Below are 18843 nucleotides of genomic sequence, written 5' to 3' on the forward strand. Positions count from 1 at the left end.
CCGCCACGCGCGGGCCGGGGAGGTGATGAGCACCGGCACCCGGCAAGGTGCCGCCGCACCAGACATCGGGCCGAGAAGGCCCACAGACCCCCGCGGGACGGCCCGACATCCGGGCCCCGCGGAGTAGCGGAGGTTCACATGGAGATCGTCGTCGTCGGCCGGCACACCGAGGTTCCCGAGAGGTTCCGTCGGCACGTGGAGGAGAAGCTCGCCAAGCTCGAGCAGCTCGCACCGACCGCCCAGCGCATCGACGTGGAGATCACCCACGAGAACAACCCCCGACTCGCCGACGTGCGCGAGCGCGTCGAGCTCACCGTCCGCGCGAAGGGGCCCGTCGTGCGGGCCGAGGCCGCGGCGGACGACCGGTTCGGGGCCCTCGACCTGGCGACCACGAAGCTCGCCGAGCGGCTGCGCAGGTCGCGCGACCGCCGCAAGGACCACCGCAAGAACGCGGTGCAGCCGCCCGTCGACGTGCGCCCGTTCGACCCGGACCGTGACGCCCCGGCCCCCGAGCCCGAGGCGCCGACCCACCCGGCCACGCCGGGGGAGGCCGTCGAGAGCCAGATGGGCGACTCGCCCGTCGTCATCCGCGAGAAGCTGCACAGCGCGGCGACCATGAGCGTCGACGACGCGGTCTACGAGATGGAGCTCGTCGGGCACGACTTCTTCCTCTTCGTCGACGCGGAGACGCACCGCCCCTCGGTCGCCTACCGGCGCCGTGGGTGGAGCTACGGCGTGATCGCGCTCGACACGTCGTGCGCGGGCGACTGACCTGACCCGACCACGGGGCCCCGGTGCGCGACGCGCGCACCGGGGCCCCGTGTGCTGCCTGTGGGTGGTCGGGTCCACGATGGTCGTGTGGAGACGCTCTCGATCGCCCAGGCCCGTCGGACGGCGCTCGCCGCGCAGGGTCTCGCCCGCCCGCGTCGCGCCGGGCCGGGTCGCGCACCGACCCGGCCGCCCGGGATCGCCGACCTGCAGCGCGTGGTCGACCGGATCGGCGTGCTGCAGATCGACTCGGTCAACGTGCTCGCCCGGGCGCACCTCGTGCCGCTCTACTCGCGTCTGGGCCCGTACGACCCCGCGCTCCTCGACCGGGCGACGGAGCGGGCCCCGCGGCGTCTGCTCGAGACGTGGGGTCACATGGCCTCCTACGTGCCGCCCGCGACGTACCGGCTGCTCTCGTGGCGGCGCCGCCGGGTCGAGGCGGAGGCATGGGGCAGCATCCGTGACGTCGTCCGCTCGCACCCCGAGGTCGTCGCGCGGGTGCGTGAGGTCGTGACCGAGCACGGCCCGGTCACGGCGACCGAGGTCCGTGCCCTGCTCGAGGCCGAGGGGCACGTGCACGTGCCCGACCGGTCCGCGTGGGGCTGGGCCTGGAGCGTGGCGAAGACCGCGCTCGAGCACCTGTTCTTCACGGGCGAGATCGCCGCGGCGCGGCGCACGGCGTCGTTCGAGCGCTCCTACGACCTCGCCGAGCGGGTCGTCCCGCCCGCCGCGCTGGGCGAGGTGAGCGACGCGGACGCCGTCCGCGGGCTGCTCGAGATCGGTGCGCGCGCACACGGGGTCGGCACGGTGCGGTGCTTCCAGGACTACTTCCGGCTGCGCGGACCCGCGGTGCGCACCGCGCTCGACGAGCTCGTCGAGGACGGCACGCTCGCCCCCGTGCGTGTCGAGGGCTGGGACGCGCGCACCTACCTGCACCGTGACGCGAAGGTCCCGCGCACGGCGACCGCGCGCACGCTGCTCAGCCCGTTCGACCCGCTCGTGTTCGAGCGCGTCCGGCTCGAGCGGCTCCACGGGGTGCGGTTCCGGATCGAGATCTACGTGCCGGCCGCACGCCGCGAGTACGGCTACTACGTGCTCCCGTTCCTCGAGGGCGAGCGGATCACCGCACGCGTCGACCTGCGCGCCGACCGTCGCGCCGGGACGCTCGAGGTGCTCTCGGCCCACCCCGAACCCACCGCCGGCCCGGACACGCCCGAGGCGCTCGCCGCCGAGCTGCGCGTGCTCGCGGACTGGCTCGGGCTGCCCCGTGTCGACGTCACGCCCCGGGGCGCGCTCGCGCCGTCGCTCGCCGGGGCGCTCGCGAGCCTCGGCACGGTGGATCGCGGGACCCCGCCGGAGTGATCGGGCGCCCTCCCGCGGGCCGCGGTGGTTCGCCGGAGAGCGAACGGGGCGAGCGTGCGTCCGGGAGAAGGGCCGAACGGCCCTACGATGGTCTGTGGTGTGACGTGGGTGACCTCCTGGGGGGCCGCGGCGCACCCGCCGCGCAGCCGACCGGCCGTGGGCGCGATCGACACGGGAGATCCGAGTGCCTTCCATCCTCGAGAAGGCCCTGCGCTTCGGCGAGGGCCGGATCCTGAAGAAGCTGTCGGGGCTGGCCGACCAGGTCAACCGGCTCGAGCCGAGCTTCGAGGAGCTCACCGACGAGGAGCTGCGGGAGGAGACCGAGCGGTTCCGCCGCCGGATCGCTGACGGGACGTCGCTCGACGACCTGCTCCCCGAGGCGTTCGCGGCGGTTCGCGAGGCCTCGCGCCGCACGCTCGGGCAGCGGCACTTCGACGTGCAGCTCATGGGCGGCGCCGCCCTGCACCTCGGCAACATCGCCGAGATGCGCACGGGTGAGGGCAAGACGCTCGTCGCGACCCTCCCCGCGTACCTCAACGCGCTCTCGGGCGACGGCGTGCACGTCATCACCGTCAACGACTACCTGGCGAAGTACCAGAGCGAGCTCATGGGCCGCGTGTTCCGGTTCCTGGGCATGACGACGGGCTGCATCGTCTCGGGGCAGACCCCGGCCGAGCGTCGTGAGCAGTACGCCGCCGACATCACGTACGGCACCAACAACGAGTTCGGCTTCGACTACCTGCGCGACAACATGGCGTGGTCGATGGACGAGCTGGTCCAGCGCGGGCACAACTTCGCGATCATCGACGAGGTCGACTCGATCCTCATCGACGAGGCGCGCACCCCGCTGATCATCTCGGGCCCCGCGGCGGGCGACACGAACCGCTGGTACGCCGAGTTCGCGAAGGTCGTGCGCCGCCTCGACGTCGGCACCGACTACGAGGTCGACGAGAAGAAGCGCACGGTCGGCGTGCTCGAGCCCGGGATCGAGAAGATCGAGGACTACCTCGGCATCGACAACCTGTACGAGTCGCTCAACACGCCCCTGATCGGGTTCCTCAACAACGCGATCAAGGCCAAGGAGCTCTTCAAGCGCGACAAGGACTACGTCGTGCTCAAGGGCGAGGTCATGATCGTCGACGAGCACACCGGTCGAATCCTCGCCGGGCGTCGGTACAACGAGGGCATGCACCAGGCGATCGAGGCGAAGGAGGGCGTCGAGATCAAGGCCGAGAACCAGACGCTCGCCACGATCACCCTCCAGAACTACTTCCGGCTCTACGACAAGCTCGGCGGCATGACCGGTACCGCCGACACCGAGGCCGCCGAGTTCCAGGGCACCTACAAGCTCGGCGTCGTGCCCATCCCGACCAACCGTCCTGCCCAGCGCATCGACGGCAAGGACCTCGTGTACAAGAACGAGGAGGGCAAGTTCGACGCGGTCGTCGCCGACATCGTCGAGCGGCACGCCGAGGGCCAGCCCGTGCTCGTGGGCACCACGAGCGTCGAGAAGTCCGAGCTGCTGAGCTCCAAGCTCAAGAAGCAGGGCGTCCCGCACGAGGTGCTCAACGCCAAGCAGCACGCGCGCGAGGCCGCGATCGTCGCGCAGGCAGGTCGCAAGGGCGCCGTGACCGTCGCGACGAACATGGCCGGCCGAGGCACGGACATCATGCTTGGCGGCAACGCCGAGTTCATGGCCGTCGACGCGCTCGCGGCGCGCGGGCTCGACCCGGCGGAGACCCCGGAGGAGTACGAGGCCGCGTGGCCCGAGGCCCTCGAGGCCGCCAAGGCGGCGGTCAAGGCCGAGCACGACGAGGTCAAGGACCTCGGCGGGCTCTACGTGCTCGGCACCGAGCGGCACGAGTCGCGTCGCATCGACAACCAGCTGCGCGGTCGCTCGGGCCGTCAGGGCGACCCGGGCGAGTCCCGGTTCTACCTGTCGATGCAGGACGACCTCATGCGCCTGTTCAACTCGGGTCTCGCCGAGTCGATGATGAACCGTGCGGGCTTCCCGGACGACGTCCCGCTCGAGTCCAAGATGGTCACGCGAGGCATCGCGAGCGCGCAGTCGCAGGTCGAGGCGCGCAACTTCGAGACGCGCAAGAACGTCCTCAAGTACGACGACGTCCTCTCGCGCCAGCGCACCGTGATCTACGACGAGCGCCGCCGCGTGCTCGGCGGCGAGGACCTGCACGAGCAGGTCCAGCACTTCATCGAGGACGTCGTGTCGGGGTACGTCGACGGCGCCGCCTCGCAGGAGGACTGGGACCTCGAGGAGCTGTGGACCGCGCTCAAGGCGGTCTACCCCATCTCGATCACGGTCGACGAGCTCGTCGAGGCCGCGGGAGGCCGTGGGGCCGTCTCGCGCGAGCTGCTCGTCGAGGAGATCGTCTCGGACGCGCGTCACGCCTACGCCGAGCGTGAGGAGCAGCTCGGCTCCGAGAACATGCGTCAGCTCGAGCGTCGGGTCGTGCTCTCGGTGCTCGACCGCAAGTGGCGCGAGCACCTCTACGAGATGGACTACCTCAAGGAGGGCATCGGGCTGCGCGCGATGGCGCAGCGCGATCCGCTCGTGGAGTACCAGCGCGAGGGCTTCCAGCTGTTCAACGCGATGATGGACGCCATCAAGGAGGAGTCCGTCGGGTTCCTGTTCAACCTCGAGGTCAAGGTCGCGGAGCCTGAGGACGCACCCGTGACGGCCGCCTCGGCCGCCGCCACGGCGCAGTCCGGTGCCGGACTCTTCGGTGCGGGTGCGGGTGCGGGTGCGGGTGCGGGTGCGGGTGCGAGCGGTGCGGGCACCGGTGGCGGCGCGGCCGCCGAGCCGGTCGACGCGCCCGTCGAGGACGCGCCGGTCGCCGAGCCTGCCCCTGCCGCGCCGGTCGCCGAGCCCGAGCCGGCCCCTGCCGCGCCGGTCCTGGTCGCCAAGGGCATCGACGGCCCGGCCCGCCGCACGCCGCTGTCCTACTCGGCGCCCAGCGAGGACGGGACCGGGGTCGCGGTCGTCTCGGGCGAGGGGGCGCGCAACGCGCGCCGTGCCCTGCACGGCGAGGCCGCGTCCGCGGAGAGCGACGGACGCACCTTCCCGGGGACTCCGCGCAACGCGCAGTGCCCGTGCGGGTCGGGCAAGAAGTACAAGGTGTGCCACGGGGCCAACGAGGCCTGACCTCGCGACCACCCGATCACGGGCCCCTGCCGGACGACGGCGGGGGCCCGTCGTCGTCCTCAGCCGATCTCGAGGGCGACCACGCGCCACGTCCCGCGGTGCACCTCGACCCGCGCGGCGGCGGCCCGCAGGCGGGGGCCGTCGACGAGGACGACGGTGACCTCGGCCGCGTCGTCCCCGAGGCGGACCGTCCGGGACCGCCGCACGACGACGCGGTCGCGCGCGGTGCGTGACCCGGGCGCGTCGCGCAGCAGCCGGGCACGACGCCCCAGCACCTCGTAGACGTCGGGCGAGACCCACCGCACGAGCTGGGCGACCGGCCGTTCGCCGCGCAGCACCTCGAGGGCGGTCCGCGCCACGGCGCACGCCACACCCGTCGGGTCGGGCAGCCGCGTGCTGGTCGCGGCGCCGCTCGGCAGCGGGCGCGCGGACGCGCGGTGCGGACCCGGGCGCCGCACGTGCGAGACGTCGAGCACCGGGGGTGCGCCGAGCGGCGTCCCGGCGGGCCTGGTCGAACGGCGCGCGGGGCGCGGGACAGCGACTGCGGTGATCGCGGGCGAGCTCTGCTCGACGCTGAGGGTCGGTGCTGCGCTGCCTCGGTTCAGGGCAGGGCTGGCGGTGATGGTCGCGGACATCGTGTGCTCCTTCGCGGCGTTGCGGGGATCTGTGACACGTGCGGGTGCGGCAGGGCGCCGCACGGTGTGGTGCGTCTTGCGTCTTGCGTGGTGCGTGGTGCGTGGTGCGTGGTGCGTCGTGTGGCTGGTGCTGGTGCTGGTGCTGGTGCGGGACGTGCGGCGCCGCACGCCGTACCGCATCGACGGGCTGCACGGACGGGCTGCACGGACGGGCTGCACGGGCGTGCCCTCGTTCCGCGCCGACCTGCTCCGGCCGGTCAGGTCGGCGCGCGCAGGACCTGGCCGGGGAGGATCAGGTCGGGGTCGGTGCCGATCACGTCGCGATTGGCCTCGAACCACCGGGTGCTCGCCGCGGCGACGGCCTGGTCCGAGGCGCCGGCGGGGAGCGCTCGTGCGGCGATGGCCCAGAGCGTGTCGCCGCGCAGCACGACGACCTCGTTGCCGGCGCGGGCGCCCGACGCCCCGGCCGAGCCGTCGCCCAGTGTGGACGTGCCGGCGGGAGGGGGACTCGTCACCGCGGGAGGCGACGTCTCGCCGTCCGTTCCGTCGCCCGGAGAGCTGGGCTCCTGCGTGCCCTGAGGCGTGCCACCGTGCTGCGTCGCGACCGCGGGCTGTTCTCCCTGCGCGTGCTGGGCATCGGCGTCGTCCTGCCCGGCATCGCCGTGTCCGGCGTCGTCCTGCCCGGCATCGCCGTGTCCGGCGTTGTCCTGCCCGGCATCGCCGTGTCCGGCGTTGTCCTGCCCGGCATCGCCGTGTTCGGCGTCGTCCTGTCCGGCGTGCTCCTGCGTGTCGCCGGGCGCCGTGCTCTCGTGGGCCGCGGTGCCATCGGCGGACGACGAGTCATGGGCGGGCACCGCGTCGTCGGCCGTCGTCCTGTCGGTCTCGGCGCCCCCGTCGACCGTCGACGCCCCGCCTACGGCCAGGCCTCCGGGCGTCGCGCTGCTGCGCTGCCACCCGAGGTCCGACGCGCGGGGGACTGACCCGCCGCCGTCGGCGGTGGACGCAGTGGAAGCGGTGGCCGCGGTGGCCGCGACGAGCGCCGGGTCGGTCGGCGGGGCGGCGTGCGCGGCCCCGCCGACGAGCAGCGACGCGCCGACGCCGGCGGCGGCGCCGATCCGCGCCGCGCGGCGCACGACCCCGGGCGCGTGCTCGACCACAAGGCGTTCGCCCGTCCGCCACGCCGTCCCCGCCGCGCGCAGCACGACGCACGCCCAGGCCACGCCGGTCCACGCGCCGAGCCACGCCGCGACCGCCGCGCCGAGGCCGGTGGCGAGCGTGCCGACAACGAGGTCCGGGCCGACCTGCGTGCCGGCGGGTGGGGTGACGACGAGCGACCACAGGCTGATGGTGTGCCTGGTGAGGAGAAGTGCAAGCACGAGGAGGAGCACGGTGGTCGCACCGAGCGAAAGCGCGGTCCGCACGACGAGCGTGCCGGTTCGCGCGCCCGGCCCCGAGGCCCGTGCGCCACCGTCCGGATCCGCGTGCGCCCGAGGCCCGCGTGCCGGTGCGGTGCGTGCCCGGGGGTCCAGCGCCTGGTCCTCGTGCGCCTGGTCCTCGTGCGCCTGACCCTCGTGCGCCTGACGCTCGTGCGCCCACGCTCCGGGCACCCGCGTGCCGGGTGCGTGCTCGCGCGCGGGACGCGTTCGCGTCGTGGCCGATGCCACCGATCGTCCCGGTGTCCGGGTACGTCCGTCGATCCGTGCCACTTCGCCCCCTGCGATCGTGGTCGTCCGATGAGTGCACGTGCCGTTTGATGGCGTTTGGTGCTCTCTGCGTGTGACGATCAAACTGGAAGCGAGCGAGGGTGGCAAGAGGTCCGACCGCATTGTGGACAAGTCACCGATCTCGGAGCCGCGCGGCGCTACGTTCCGGCGATGCGGTGGGACAGGCTCCTGGGCGACCTCGACGGCCCGCTCGACGCCGAGCGGCGTGCCGAGGAGGCCCTGCAGGCGTCCGACCTCGCCGCGGCCGAGCGCGCCCGCGTCGGCCTCGACGCGCGGTTCGCGGCGCACGCGGGCGCGGCGCACGTGGGCCAGACGCACCTGGGCGCGGTGCACGTCGTCCTCGCCGACGGGACCCAGCTCGACGGCACCGTCACGGACGCCGGCTCCGGCTGGTTCCTCCTGGCGGCCGGGAGCGGTCGCCACCTCGTGCGGACGGCGGCGGTGGACGTCGTCCGCGGCCTCGGGGTGCGCGCGCGGACGGACGACCCGGCCGCGGGCCCGTCACCGCGGACGGCGACCTGGGCGAGCGCGGTGCGTGCCCTTGCGACGGAGCGTGCGCTCGTCGACGTCCACCTGCGCGGCCGGACGCTCACCGGCGCCGTCGCGCTGGTCGGCGCCGATCACCTGGACGTCGCCGACCCGGGCGGGACGCCTGGCAGCGCACGCCGCACCCCTTGGACGGTGCCGTTCGGCGCCGTCCTGCGCATCAGCCGCCGGTGACCCGTCAGCGCCCGAGGTCGCCCGCGTCGATCCGCGAGCGCGTCTCGGAGTAGAGCCGCTGGATGTACGCCTCGAGCTCGGCGACCTCCACGCGCCACTGCCCCCGACCACCGACCTGGATCGCGGGGAGCTCACCGCTGCGCACGAGCTGGTAGACGGCACCTGCGGAGATGTTGAGCTCCTCGGTGACGTCGGCGAGGGTCAGGAATCGCTGGGCCATTCCCGGATTGTGACACGGCGACCCCGGTCCGCACCCGTCGTCCACAGGCCTCCGGCGCGGCGCGCCCGGACCCGCAAGGATGTGCCACGACGCCCACCCACCAGGACGGAGAGCCGCATGACCTCGATCGCCCGACCACCCGTCCCGGAGCCTGCCCGGTTCCGACGCCCCGGCGCGCGGGACCCCCGGCTGCTCGGCGGTCTCGTCCTGGTCGGCGCGTCGGTCGCGCTCGGCTCCTGGGCCGTGACGAGCGCGAGCCGCACCGTCGAGGTCTACGTCGCGCGTGACGTCCTCACCGCGGGCGACGCGGTCGGCGCCGACCACGTCAGCACGGCCGCGGTGCGGGTCCCGGCCGACCAGCTCGACCACTACCTGCTCGCGGGCGAGCTGCCCGAGGGGGCGCGCGTGAGCAGGACCGTCGGTGCGGGCGAGCTCGTGCCTCGTGACGCGCTCGGCCCCGCCGAGTCGGACCTGCGCCCCGTGGGCCTCGCGGTCACGGGCGCGCTGTCCGACCGGGTCGACGACGGCAGCCTGGTCGAAGTCTGGTTCGTGCCCGATTCCGACGCGCGACCCGACGACGCGGCCCCCGAGGCCCCGCGCGTGCTCGTCGAGGCCGCGACGGTCGACGCGGTCGAGCGTGCCGAGGGCGGACTCGTCGGCGCCGGGTCCGCGACCGTGCACGTCCTTGTCCCGGTCGACCGGCTCGCCGACGTCCTCGCGGCGCTCGCATCGCCCGGCACGGTCGACGTGCTGCCGGTCTCCTCGTGAGCACGTCGCAGCAGGTCGAGGTCCTGACCCTGCTCTCGGGGGCGGACGACGTACGGTGCGTCGGCGCGCTCAGCGCGCCGGGTGCGGGGACCAGCGTCGCGCGCCGGTGCGGGGACCTCGTCGAGCTCCTCGCGTCGGCCACCGCGGGGCTCGGCCAGGTCGCGCTGGTCGACCCTGAGACCTGCACGCTCGACGTCGTGGCCGTCGACCGGCTCCACCGTGCGGGCATGCGCGTCGTGCTCCTGCTCGGCACGGGCGACGCCGCACCCGCGGTCGGGGCCGACGCGGTCGTCGAACGGTCCGACCCCGACCGTGTGCTCGTCTCGGCCGTGCGCGCGGGCACCGCGACGCTGCCGGGCCCCGCGCCGGTGCGCGAGCCTCGCCCGGTCCAGGGCCGCGGCAAGGTCCTCGCGGTCTGGGGCCCGACCGGCGCGCCCGGGCGCACGACGCTCGCGGTCAACCTCGCCGCCGAGCTTGGCGCGCTGGGTACCGACCCGTCGCGCTACGGCGCGCTGCTCGCCGACGCGGACACGTACGGGGGCGCGGTCGCGCAGCACCTCGGACTGCTCGAGGAGGGCCCCGGCCTCGTCGCCGCGGCACGCGTCGCCAACCAGGGCGTGCTCACGGTCGAGGCGCTCGCGGGCGTCGGCGCGCTCGTCGGGCCGGGGACGGTCGTGCTGACCGGCATCGCGACGCCCTCGCGGTGGACGGAGCTCTCGGGACCCGCGCTCGACACGGTGTGGGAGGTCGCGCGCGGCCTCGCGGCCTGGGTCGTGGTCGACTGCGGGTTCGGCATCGAGCGCGACGTGCTCGCGGGGTTCGACCCGCTCGCGACGCAGCGTGACGACGCGACCCTCTCGGCCCTGCGTGCCGCGGACGTCGTGCTCGTGGTCGGCGGGGCCGACGCCGTTGGGGTGCGCCGCCTCGTACGTGCGGTGGGCGACCTCGACGACCTCGGGGTCGCGGTGGGCGCGCAGCGGGTCGTGGCGGTCAACCGGGTCCGCGCGAGCGCGGCCGGGCCGAGACCGGCGCAGGCGGTCCGTGAGGTGCTCGCGCGGTTCGCGGGCGTCCAGGACGTGCGTGTCCTGCCCGACGACCCGGTCGCCTGCGACCGCGCCCTGCTCGCGGGGCTCGCCCTCCGGGACGCCTCCCCGGGGTCCGCGGTGCGGGCCGAGATCGTCCGGCTCGCGGAGTCCCTGCACGGTGCCCCCGCCGGCAGGGCCGGCCGCGTGCGCGGCGGGTCGCGCCGCGGGGGAGCGCGGCGGGTGCCCGAGCAGGCACACTGAGCACATGCGCCTCTACGTGCCCGTGACCCTGGACGAGCTCGACGCCGTCTCCTCGACCCCTGACGCGGCGCGGTGGGACCTCGCGCCGCGTGCGGCCCACGCGGTGACCGGCCCGCTGGCGCAGAGCTACCCCGACGAGGACGACGAGGGGCTCGAGTTCCTCGCCGCCCTCGAGGCGGCCGACGACTCGCTCGCCCTGGTCGCGGGCCGGGTCGACGCCCCGCGCCAGCGCGCGGTCGTGACGGTCGAGGTGCCTGACTCCGCGGTCGAGGTCGTGGGTGCGGTGCTGCCGCCCGAGGACGCCGACCTGGGCGACGACCCCGCGCCGAGCGCGGTCGCGGTCGTCGCGTCGGTCCCGCAGGTCGCGATCGTGTGCGTCCACGTCGACGAGACCACGGCCGCGGACGACGTCGCCGCGGTCCTCGCGGCGGCCGACGCGGGGGACGACCCGGCTCTCGACGCCGCCCTCGACCGGGTCACCGAGCGCAACCTGCTCTGGTACGACTGGTCGGAGATCGCCGAGATCCCGCGCGCGTGACGGAGCGGCCGTGTGACGTGACCGGCCGCGTGACGTGACCGGCGCGGCGCCGGGCCCGTGCCCGAGAGGCGGGGCGTCGAGGTGTGCGGGTCCGTTCAGCCGAGCCGGTCGAGCACCTTCGCGTGCAGCAGGCCGTTGGTCGCCACGGCGTTGCCGCCGAACGGCCCCGGGGTCCCGTCGAGCGCGGTGAAGGTGCCGCCGGCCTCGGTCACGATGGGAACGAGCGCCGCCATGTCGTGCAGCGCGAGCTCGGGCTCGGCGGCGACGTCGACGGCGCCCTCGGCCACGAGCATGTAGCTCCAGAAGTCCCCGAAGCCGCGCACGCGCCACACCTCGCGCGTGAGGTCGAGGAACCCGTCGAGGGTCCCGCGCTCCTCCCACCCGGACAGGCTCGACATCGACAGCGACGCGTCCGCGAGGTCGCTCACGCCCGAGACGTGCATGCGGGTCGCGGCGGCGAGCGACTTGCCGGTCCACGCACCGGATCCCTTGGCGGCCCACCAGCGCTTGCCCAGCGCGGGCGCAGAGACGAGCCCGACGACGCACTCGTCGCCGTCGAGCAGGCCGATCAGGGTCGCCCACACCGGCACGCCACGCACGAAGTTCTTGGTGCCGTCGATCGGGTCGACGACCCAGCGGCGTGACCCGTGCCCGGTCTCGCCGAACTCCTCGCCGACGATCGCGTCACGCGTGCGCGCGCGACCGAGCGTCGAGCGGATCATCTCCTCGGCGGCCGTGTCGGCGTCCGAGACGGGGGTCGTGTCGGGCTTGGTGTCGACCTTCAGGTCGAGCGCCTTGAACCGACTCATGGTGTGGGAGTCGACCTGGTCGGCGATCACGTGGGCGAGGCGGAGGTCGTCGTCGTACCGGGTCATGCGTCACACCGTAGCGGTCCGGGCGGCCAGGACGCGTCGGAACGACTCGACACGCACGGCCCGGACCTGCTGCGACGCCTCGCCCGTGCCGTCGTCGCCCGCCGCGACCCAGGCGTCGAGCGCGCAGTCGGGGGCGTCCTCGGCGTGCGTGCAGCCGCGCGGGCACTCGACCGCGACCGCGGCGAGGTCCTCGAACGCGGCGAGCAGGTGCTCGACCTCGACGTGCGCGAGGCCGAACGACCGGACGCCGGGCGTGTCGATGACCCAGCCCGCGGCGTCGGGCAGGGGCAGGGCCACGGCCGAGGTCGACGTCTGGCGTCCACGACCCGTGACCGCGTTGACGACCCCGGTCGCGCGCGCGGCGTCGGGCACGAGCGCGTTGACGAGCGTGGACTTGCCCACGCCCGAGTGGCCGACGAGCACCGAGATCTTGCCCTCGAGCTGTGCGCGCACGGGACCGAGGGGGTCGTCGCCCGCGTCGGGCGCGTCGGCGCGCGGCGCGGTGCCGTCGCCGCCGTCGCGCCGCGTCACGAGCACGGTGACCCCGAGGGGTTCGTAGAGCTCGCGCAGGGGGGTCGGGTCGGCGAGGTCGGCCTTGGTCAGGCAGAGCGTGACGTCCATCCCCGCGTCGTACGCGGCGACGACGCACCGGTCGATCATGCGGATACGCGGCTCGGGCTGCGCGAGCGCGGTGACGATCACGAGCTGGTCGGCGTTGGCGACGACGATCCGCTCGTACGGGTCGGTGTCGTCGGCCGTGCGGCGCAGCGTCGCGGTGCGGTCCTGGATGCGGACGATCCGCGCGAGCGATCCCTCGTCGCCGCTCGTGTCGCCCACGACGTCGACGCGATCGCCGCAGACCACGCGGTCGCGGTGCAGCTCGCGCGCCTTCATCGCGACGATCGTGCGGGTGCGGACCCCGGCACGGGCAGGGTCGTCGGCCGTCGCGTGGTCGCCGACCGTGCCCTCGTCCGTCGTGCCGTCGACCACCAGGAGCGTGTACCGGCCGCGGTCGACCCCGGTCACGAACCCGGTGACGGCGTCGGTGTGCTCGGGGCGGATCTTGGTGCGCGGGCGCGACCCGCGCTTGCCGGGACGGTCGCGGAAGTCCGACTCGTCGCGCGGCCGGCGACCCATCAGGCGGGCCCGCCCGCGAGCATGCGGTCCCACATGCCCGTGAACCCCGGGAGAGTCTTGGCGGTCGTGTCGACGTCCTCGACCTGGACGCCGGGCACGCGCAGGCCGATCATCGCGGCCGTCGTCGCCATGCGGTGGTCGTGGTAGGTGCGGAACGTCGCGCCGTGCAGCGGCCGCGGCGTGATGACGAGCCCGTCGGACGTCTGCTCGCAGCGGCCGCCCAGGCGCGTGATCTCGGTCGCGAGCGCGGCCAGCCGGTCGGTCTCGTGGCCGCGCAGGTGCGCGATGCCGCGCAGCCGTGACGGCGAGTCCGCGAGCGCGGCGAGGGCCGCGACGTTGGGCGCGAGCTCGCCCGCGGCGTGCAGGTCGACGTCGATGCCGTGGATCTCGCCGGTCCCCGTGACCGTCATGACGCCGTCGGCGAGGGTCGCGGTGCCGCCCATGGCGGTCAGGAGCTCGGGCAGCATCGCGCCGGGCTGGGTCGTGACGGTGGGCCACCCGGGGATGCTCACGCTGCCGCCGACGACGAGCGCCGCGCCGAGGAACGGCGCCGCGTTGGACAGGTCGGGCTCGACGTGGACGTCGCGTGCGGCGATCGGGCCGGGGGAGACCTGCCAGATCCCGGGTCGCGAGTCGTCGACCTCGACGCCGACCTCGCGCAGCGTCTCGACGGTCATCGCGATGTGCGGAAGGCTCGGCAGGGTCGGGCCGGTGTGCCGGAGCGTGAGCCCCTGGTCGAACCGGGCGGCGGCGAGCAGCATGCCCGAGACGAACTGGCTCGACCCCGAGGCGTCCACGTCGACCGTCCCGCCGCGCACACCTTGGTGACCCGTGACGGTGAACGGCAGGAGGCCGCGACCACCGTCGTCGACGCCGACGCCGAGGCCGCGCAGCGCGTCGAGCACCGGCCCCATGGGGCGCACCCGTGCGCCCGCGTCGCCGTCGAACCGGACGGGACCGTCGGCGAGCGCCGCGACGGGCGGGAGGAACCGCATGACGGTCCCGGCGAGTCCGCAGTCGACGTCGACGTCCCCGCGCAGGGTGCCCGGTACGACGTGCAGCGTGCTGGGGGTCTCGCCCTGCGTCACCTCGACGCCGAGCGAGCGCAGCGCGGCGGCCATGAGGTCGGAGTCACGGCTGCGCAGGGCGCCGCGGAGCACGCCGGGACCGTCGGCGAGCGCGGCGAGGACGAGGAGCCGGTTGGTGAGCGACTTCGAGCCGGGCACCTCGACGGTCGCGGCGAGCGCGGCCTCCCCGACGGGCGCCTCCCACAGGTCGGCGGGCGTGGCGGTGCTGGGTGCAGGGGCGCTCGTCATGCGGCTCAATCTAGCCGACCCCGGGCACGGCCTCCTGAGCCGTCTTGAGGACGCGACGCGCGGTGGCCTGGGCCTGTCGTGCCTCGAGCAGGGCGGCCCGGCGGGCGTCGCGGGCCGCGTGCCGGGCACGGCGCGCGCCCCGACCGACGGACTTCTCGACGCCGGTGACCGCGTCCTTGGCGCGCCGGGTCGCGTCGAGGTCCTTGCGCGCGCGCTCGACGCGCCACTGCACCCCGGGCCGGCCCTCGTAGTCGGCACCGGCGATGAGCGCGGCACCGATCGCGCCGAGGTTGCGCACGAACCGCTCGGTGCGCTCGGTGCGCGTGCGGTCGTTGCCCGTGAACGGCTGGTTGACGACCGCGAGCGGCACGGTCAGCGCGGCGAGCGTGAGCGACGCGGTGCGCGGGGCCTTGCCGATCGCGAGGAACCCGGCGGCGACGACCGTCGCGACGCCGTGGGCCCGCACGAGCAGGCCGAGCTGGGTGTCCGAGAGCTCGGGCACCTGCTCGACGTTGCCCGCGGCGAGGTCGGCGCCGGCCCGGGCCGCTGCGACGTGCTCGGCCGGGCGCAGGGCGGCACCGAGGCCCTCGTACACGAACCAGGACGCGAGCAGGGGTCGCGCGAAACGACGCAGGATCACAGGGCACCTCCGGCTGCCTCGGGCGCGTCGGCCGACTCGCCCGCGTCGCCGATGGTCTCCCGGGCGACGAAGTTCTCGAGGTCGAACAGGTTGTCCCCCGCACGGCGGGCGACCGTGAGCAGGGTGTTCGCGGAGGCGACCTCCTCGACCTGCTCCTTGAGGAACCAGAGCATGAACTGCTCCCCGATCGCGTCGCCCTCGGCGCGCGCGGCCCGGAAGATCGCCTCGATCTGGTCGGTGACCTGCTTCTCCTGCGCGAGCGCGAGCTCGAGGGGCTCGGTCACGGACAGGAAGTCGTTGCGCACGGGGTCGGTGCCGGGGATCGTCACGGGGATGTCCCGGTCGAGCATGTACTGCACGATCATCATCGCGTGGTTGCGCTCCTCGATCGCCTGCCGGTAGAAGTGCGCGGCGAGGCGGGGGAGGTCGTTCGCGTCGAACCAGACGGCGATGGCGACGTACTGCTGGTGGGCGTCGAGCTCGTGCCCGACCTGCTCCTGCAGGAGGGTCAGGTACGAGCGGTTCGCGGTCTGCGCCGCGTCGAGGGTGTCCGAGGTGCTCATGGGGCCACCGTAACCACCTGCCGGGGCACTGACATCCGGGGCGGGAATGTTCGCCGCGGGGCGCGGGTTGCACCGATCGTGACGTGCCTCGTAGAAACCACGCCCGACGCCGCGGCGTCGGAGGTCCAGGTCGTGCTGCCCGCGCGGGCCCGGCGCGCGCCGTCCGCGGCGACCGCGCGCCCGTCGACCGCCGGACGCCGGGGGTCCGGGCTAGGCTCGGTCGTGATGACCGACGAGAGCGTGGACCTGGGCGACGACACGAATCGTGCCCCGCAGGAGAGCGACGCCGAGCGGGGCGCGCGCTTCGAGCGCGACGCGCTGCAGTTCGTGGACCAGCTGTACTCGGCCGCGCTGCGCATGACGCGCAACCCGACGGACGCCGAGGACCTCGTCCAGGAGACGTACGCGAAGGCGTTCGCGGCGTTCCACCAGTACCGCCCGGGCACGAACCTCAAGGCCTGGCTGTACCGGATCCTGACGAACACGTTCATCAACACGTACCGCAAGAAGCAGCGCGAGCCGCAGAAGTCCCAGGCGGAGGACGTCGAGGACTGGCAGATCGCGCGCGCGGCGTCGCACACGTCGCAGGGACTGCGGTCCGCCGAGTCGGAGGCGCTCGACCGCCTCCCCGACTCGGACGTCAAGCGCGCCCTCCAGGAGCTTCCCGAGGACCGCCGCATGGTCGTGTACTACGCGGACGTCGAGGGGTTCCCCTACAAGGAGATCGCGGAGATCATGGGTACACCCATCGGGACGGTGATGTCCCGGCTGCACCGCGGGCGCCGGCAGCTGCGTGAGCTGCTGTCGGACTACGCGGTCGAGCGAGGGCTGGTCAGCGCAGGAGGAGAGTCGTGATGGACGACGAGGACGTGCGGCTCGTGACGCCGATCCCGCACTCGACCGAGGGGGAGTCGGAGTGCGAGCACGCGCTCTCGCACCTGTACGACTACCTCGACTCGGAGATGACGGCGGAGGACGAGGCCCGGATGCGCGCGCACATCGCCCACTGCTCGCCCTGCCTGGCCGAGCTCAGCGCGGAGGAGCTCGTCAAGCAGCTCGTGCGTCGCTCGTGCCACGAGCAGGCGCCCGAGAGCCTGCGACTGCGCATCCAGGCGCAGATCTCGGTCACGCGGACCACGACGTTCGTGGTCGGGGAGCCGTCGCTCTGACCTGAGGCGCCCCCGTGGCGTGCCGGACGACGAAGGGCCCGTCCCGCTGATCCGTGAGGATCGGCGGGACGGGCCCTTCGTGCTGCACCGGCTGCCCGGCGACGTGCGGGTCGAGGACCCGACGTGCGCTCAGGCGTTGGGGCGACGGCCGTGGTTGGCGGCGTTGCCCTTGCGGCTGCGACGCTTGCGTCCGCGCTTGCTCATCGTGGTCTCCTTCAAGATCTGGCGTACCGAGACCGAGGATCCGGTCGTCGACGGGGGAGATCCCGGAGCTCGTGACGTGGCGTCGCCGGGCGCGCAGGATCTGATCCTTCCCATGGTCCCACACCGCAGGGGTTGCCCCGGCGCCAAACGCGATATAACGTGTCTTGCGTCGCGATATATCGCGATCGGGCCCGTCGATGGATTCCCCGACGACCGAAGGCCGAGAGCAGAACGACCGCGGACGTCGCCCGGCGGCGCGCGGTCACCCGACCCGGAGGACCTCGCCATGACCACCGAGACCTGGACCGTGACCGGTCCCCAGACGATCGACCTGCCCGCCGACGCGGGCGACTCGCTGCACGCCCCCCTCGCACGCCTCGAGGTGGGCCTCGTGCGCGGGCGCGTCGACGTCGTCACGCACGACGAGCCCGGCATCCGGGTCGAGGTGCACGCGGTCGACGGCCGCCCGCTCGAGGTGTCGCTCAAGAACGACGGCACGGTCAAGGTCGGGTACGCGTTCCTCGGGCTCGAGGGCTTCCTCGACCGGTTCCGCTCGTTCCGCGCCCGGGACTCGGCCGACGTCCACGTCGCCGTCCCTGCGAACGTCGCGGTCAAGGTCGGGGTCGTGCAGGCGGAGGGCCTGCTCTCGGGCGTCCGCGAGGGGGCGAGCGTCTCGACGGTCTCGGGCAGCGTCGTGGTCGACGGGACCGCCGGCCACCTCCGGCTCAACTCGGTCTCGGGCGAGGTCACGGTCCGCGACCACGACGGCGAGGTCGTCGCCAACACGGTCTCGGGCGAGCTCACCGTGACCGGCGCCCTGCCCTCGGTCAGCGTCTCGACCGTCTCGGCGGACGCCACGGTCGACAGCAGCGTGACGCCGCGCCAGCTCAAGGTCTCCTCGGTCTCGGGCGACGTGCTCGCGCGCGTCCCCGCCCCCGACCTGCTCGCGCAGACCGTCCACACCGTCTCGGGCCGCGTGCTGGTCGACGGCGTCGAGCACACGGCCCGCCGCGGGGCGCAGAGCAGCGTCGTCGTGCCCGCGACGGGCAAGGACGCCGGGCAGATCTCCGTCAACACCGTCTCGGGCAGCGTGACCGTGCTGCGGGGGCTGCCCACGGCCGACGAGCGCATCACCGACGGGGCGGACCTCTGATGCCCCCGGTCTTCGCCCACGGCGAGCTGCGGCTGTACCTGCTCGTGCTCCTGGCCCCCGGGCCCAAGCACGGCTACGAGCTCATGACCGAGCTGTCCGACCGGTTCGGCGGCACCTACCGGCCGAGCGCGGGCACGATCTACCCGCGGCTCGCGCGGCTGGAGGAGGAGGGCCTCGTGCGCCGCGACGCCGCGGGCCGCAAGACCACCTACCAGCTCACGCCCGCGGGGCAGGCCGAGCTCGACGCGCGCGCGGCCGACGTCGAGGCGCTCGAGCAGGACATCGCGACGACCGTGCGCGACCGTGCGCAGGCCGTGCGTGACGACGTGCGCGAGTCGATGCGCGGCCTGCGCGCCGAGCTCGCCGCCGCTGCGCAGGCCGAGCGGGTGCGGCCGCGGGCGGCCGGGTCGGCGGACCCCCGCCGCGAGGACTCCTACGCGCGGCGGGCCGAGGCCGAGGCGCTGCTCGCCGCGTTCCGGGACGACCTGCGCGCCGAGCTGCGGCAGGCGGACGCGCGCAGCGCGATCGGTCCCGTCACGCTCGACACGCTCCGCACCGTGCTCGACGGGGCCCGCGCCGCGGTGCGCGCGACGCTGCGGTAG

At 74.4% G+C, this 18843-nt stretch carries 20 protein-coding genes; 11 read left to right on the plus strand and 9 right to left on the minus strand.

Annotated elements, in window-relative coordinates:
* The first annotated feature begins 138 nt into the window (after positions 1–138).
* The 3 genes from hpf (at position 139) to secA (ending at position 5293) form a co-directional block, all read left to right on the plus strand.
* A complete protein-coding gene (gene hpf, locus CLV28_RS12420) occupies positions 139–771 on the plus strand; it encodes a ribosome hibernation-promoting factor, HPF/YfiA family (RefSeq protein ID WP_100423637.1) in 633 nt (210 codons plus the stop codon).
* Positions 772–858: 87 nt separating this feature from the next.
* Positions 859–2130, plus strand: coding sequence for a winged helix-turn-helix domain-containing protein (locus CLV28_RS12425; protein ID WP_100423638.1), 1272 nt, complete (start codon positions 859–861; stop codon positions 2128–2130).
* Positions 2131–2314: 184 nt separating this feature from the next.
* Positions 2315–5293, plus strand: coding sequence for a preprotein translocase subunit SecA (gene secA, locus CLV28_RS12430; protein WP_100423639.1), 2979 nt, complete (start codon positions 2315–2317; stop codon positions 5291–5293).
* Positions 5294–5352: 59 nt separating this feature from the next.
* Here secA and CLV28_RS12435 read toward each other — a convergent pair whose 3' ends face one another.
* A complete protein-coding gene (locus CLV28_RS12435) occupies positions 5353–5928 on the minus strand; it encodes an Rv3235 family protein (RefSeq protein WP_100423640.1) in 576 nt (191 codons plus the stop codon).
* Between the two features lie 257 nt (positions 5929–6185).
* Positions 6186–7349 (minus strand): hypothetical protein, encoded by a 1164-nt coding sequence (locus tag CLV28_RS12440; RefSeq protein ID WP_157802639.1) that lies wholly within the window; start codon positions 7347–7349, stop codon positions 6186–6188.
* 453 nt (positions 7350–7802) lie between these two features.
* On the opposite strand from CLV28_RS12440, the gene CLV28_RS12445 reads away from it, so the two are divergent.
* Positions 7803–8372, plus strand: coding sequence for a hypothetical protein (locus CLV28_RS12445; protein WP_100423642.1), 570 nt, complete (start codon positions 7803–7805; stop codon positions 8370–8372).
* Positions 8373–8376: 4 nt separating this feature from the next.
* Here CLV28_RS12445 and CLV28_RS12450 read toward each other — a convergent pair whose 3' ends face one another.
* Complete coding sequence (locus CLV28_RS12450) at positions 8377–8592, minus strand: helix-turn-helix domain-containing protein (protein ID WP_100423643.1); 216 nt, start codon at positions 8590–8592, stop codon at positions 8377–8379.
* 117 nt (positions 8593–8709) lie between these two features.
* Here CLV28_RS12450 and CLV28_RS12455 point away from each other — a divergent pair, with 117 nt between their 5' ends.
* Genes CLV28_RS12455 through CLV28_RS12465 form a run of 3 tightly spaced genes read left to right on the plus strand, consistent with a single transcriptional unit; the run spans position 8710 to position 11184 of the window.
* Positions 8710–9360 (plus strand): hypothetical protein, encoded by a 651-nt coding sequence (locus CLV28_RS12455; protein ID WP_100423644.1) that lies wholly within the window; start codon positions 8710–8712, stop codon positions 9358–9360.
* A complete protein-coding gene (locus CLV28_RS12460) occupies positions 9357–10646 on the plus strand; it encodes a CpaE/TadZ family protein (protein WP_100423645.1) in 1290 nt (429 codons plus the stop codon). The genes CLV28_RS12455 and CLV28_RS12460 overlap by 4 nt, the downstream gene beginning before the upstream one ends.
* A gap of 4 nt (positions 10647–10650) precedes the next feature.
* Positions 10651–11184, plus strand: a complete 534-nt coding sequence (locus CLV28_RS12465; protein WP_100423646.1) for a DUF6912 family protein — start codon at positions 10651–10653, stop codon at positions 11182–11184.
* Between the two features lie 95 nt (positions 11185–11279).
* Here the strand turns inward: CLV28_RS12465 and hisN are convergent, their stop codons facing one another.
* Genes hisN through CLV28_RS12495 form a run of 5 tightly spaced genes read right to left on the minus strand, consistent with a single transcriptional unit; the run spans position 11280 to position 15715 of the window.
* Complete coding sequence (hisN, locus tag CLV28_RS12470) at positions 11280–12059, minus strand: histidinol-phosphatase (protein ID WP_100423647.1); 780 nt, start codon at positions 12057–12059, stop codon at positions 11280–11282.
* A 3-nt stretch (positions 12060–12062) separates the two neighbouring features.
* On the minus strand, positions 12063–13196 hold the full coding sequence (rsgA, locus tag CLV28_RS12475) for a ribosome small subunit-dependent GTPase A (RefSeq protein ID WP_100423648.1): 1134 nt from the start codon (positions 13194–13196) through the stop codon (positions 12063–12065).
* A complete protein-coding gene (aroA, locus tag CLV28_RS12480) occupies positions 13196–14512 on the minus strand; it encodes a 3-phosphoshikimate 1-carboxyvinyltransferase (protein ID WP_100423649.1) in 1317 nt (438 codons plus the stop codon). The genes rsgA and aroA overlap by 1 nt, the downstream gene beginning before the upstream one ends.
* A 10-nt stretch (positions 14513–14522) precedes the next feature.
* Positions 14523–15152: a DoxX family membrane protein gene (locus CLV28_RS12485; RefSeq protein WP_157802640.1), complete on the minus strand. Its 630-nt coding sequence runs from the start codon at positions 15150–15152 to the stop codon at positions 14523–14525.
* A complete protein-coding gene (locus CLV28_RS12495; RefSeq protein WP_100423652.1) occupies positions 15149–15715 on the minus strand; it encodes a ferritin in 567 nt (188 codons plus the stop codon). Before CLV28_RS12495 ends, CLV28_RS12485 begins: the two co-directional genes overlap by 4 nt.
* A 75-nt stretch (positions 15716–15790) precedes the next feature.
* Between CLV28_RS12495 and CLV28_RS12500 the strand changes: the two genes are divergently transcribed.
* Together CLV28_RS12500 and rsrA are read left to right on the plus strand one after the other, a co-directional pair.
* Entirely contained in the window at positions 15791–16570 is a 780-nt protein-coding gene (locus CLV28_RS12500; RefSeq protein WP_373314325.1) for a sigma-70 family RNA polymerase sigma factor, read from the plus strand.
* Positions 16570–16884 (plus strand): mycothiol system anti-sigma-R factor, encoded by a 315-nt coding sequence (gene rsrA / locus CLV28_RS12505; RefSeq protein ID WP_100423653.1) that lies wholly within the window; start codon positions 16570–16572, stop codon positions 16882–16884. Before CLV28_RS12500 ends, rsrA begins: the two co-directional genes overlap by 1 nt.
* 129 nt (positions 16885–17013) lie before the next feature.
* Here the strand turns inward: rsrA and CLV28_RS16340 are convergent, their stop codons facing one another.
* Positions 17014–17088: a 50S ribosomal protein bL37 gene (locus tag CLV28_RS16340; protein WP_098459088.1), complete on the minus strand. Its 75-nt coding sequence runs from the start codon at positions 17086–17088 to the stop codon at positions 17014–17016.
* A 286-nt stretch (positions 17089–17374) separates the two neighbouring features.
* On the opposite strand from CLV28_RS16340, the gene CLV28_RS12510 reads away from it, so the two are divergent.
* Both CLV28_RS12510 and CLV28_RS12515 read left to right on the plus strand, forming a co-directional pair.
* A complete protein-coding gene (locus CLV28_RS12510; protein WP_100423654.1) occupies positions 17375–18241 on the plus strand; it encodes a DUF4097 family beta strand repeat-containing protein in 867 nt (288 codons plus the stop codon).
* The gene (locus tag CLV28_RS12515; RefSeq protein ID WP_100423655.1) at positions 18241–18843 is read left to right on the plus strand and encodes a PadR family transcriptional regulator; all 603 of its coding nucleotides are present in this window, start codon (positions 18241–18243) and stop codon (positions 18841–18843) included. Before CLV28_RS12510 ends, CLV28_RS12515 begins: the two co-directional genes overlap by 1 nt.

Source organism: Sediminihabitans luteus, from assembly GCF_002797595.1.
In the GTDB taxonomy this organism is placed as follows: domain Bacteria; phylum Actinomycetota; class Actinomycetes; order Actinomycetales; family Cellulomonadaceae; genus Paraoerskovia; species Paraoerskovia lutea.

Excerpts from the sequence above, each read along its gene's own strand:
- hisN (WP_100423647.1), bottom strand. The coding sequence starts at position 12,059 with ATGACCCGGTACGACGACGACCTCCGCCTCGCCCACGTGATCGCCGAC.
- CLV28_RS12445 (WP_100423642.1), top strand. The coding sequence starts at position 7,803 with ATGCGGTGGGACAGGCTCCTGGGCGACCTCGACGGCCCGCTCGACGCC.
- CLV28_RS12515 (WP_100423655.1), top strand. The coding sequence starts at position 18,241 with ATGCCCCCGGTCTTCGCCCACGGCGAGCTGCGGCTGTACCTGCTCGTG.
- hpf (WP_100423637.1), top strand. The coding sequence starts at position 139 with ATGGAGATCGTCGTCGTCGGCCGGCACACCGAGGTTCCCGAGAGGTTC.
- CLV28_RS12495 (WP_100423652.1), bottom strand. The coding sequence starts at position 15,715 with ATGAGCACCTCGGACACCCTCGACGCGGCGCAGACCGCGAACCGCTCG.
- aroA (WP_100423649.1), bottom strand. The coding sequence starts at position 14,512 with ATGACGAGCGCCCCTGCACCCAGCACCGCCACGCCCGCCGACCTGTGG.
- CLV28_RS12435 (WP_100423640.1), bottom strand. The coding sequence starts at position 5,928 with ATGTCCGCGACCATCACCGCCAGCCCTGCCCTGAACCGAGGCAGCGCA.
- CLV28_RS12510 (WP_100423654.1), top strand. The coding sequence starts at position 17,375 with ATGACCACCGAGACCTGGACCGTGACCGGTCCCCAGACGATCGACCTG.
- CLV28_RS12455 (WP_100423644.1), top strand. The coding sequence starts at position 8,710 with ATGACCTCGATCGCCCGACCACCCGTCCCGGAGCCTGCCCGGTTCCGA.
- CLV28_RS12465 (WP_100423646.1), top strand. The coding sequence starts at position 10,651 with ATGCGCCTCTACGTGCCCGTGACCCTGGACGAGCTCGACGCCGTCTCC.
- rsgA (WP_100423648.1), bottom strand. The coding sequence starts at position 13,196 with ATGGGTCGCCGGCCGCGCGACGAGTCGGACTTCCGCGACCGTCCCGGC.
- rsrA (WP_100423653.1), top strand. The coding sequence starts at position 16,570 with ATGGACGACGAGGACGTGCGGCTCGTGACGCCGATCCCGCACTCGACC.
- CLV28_RS12450 (WP_100423643.1), bottom strand. The coding sequence starts at position 8,592 with ATGGCCCAGCGATTCCTGACCCTCGCCGACGTCACCGAGGAGCTCAAC.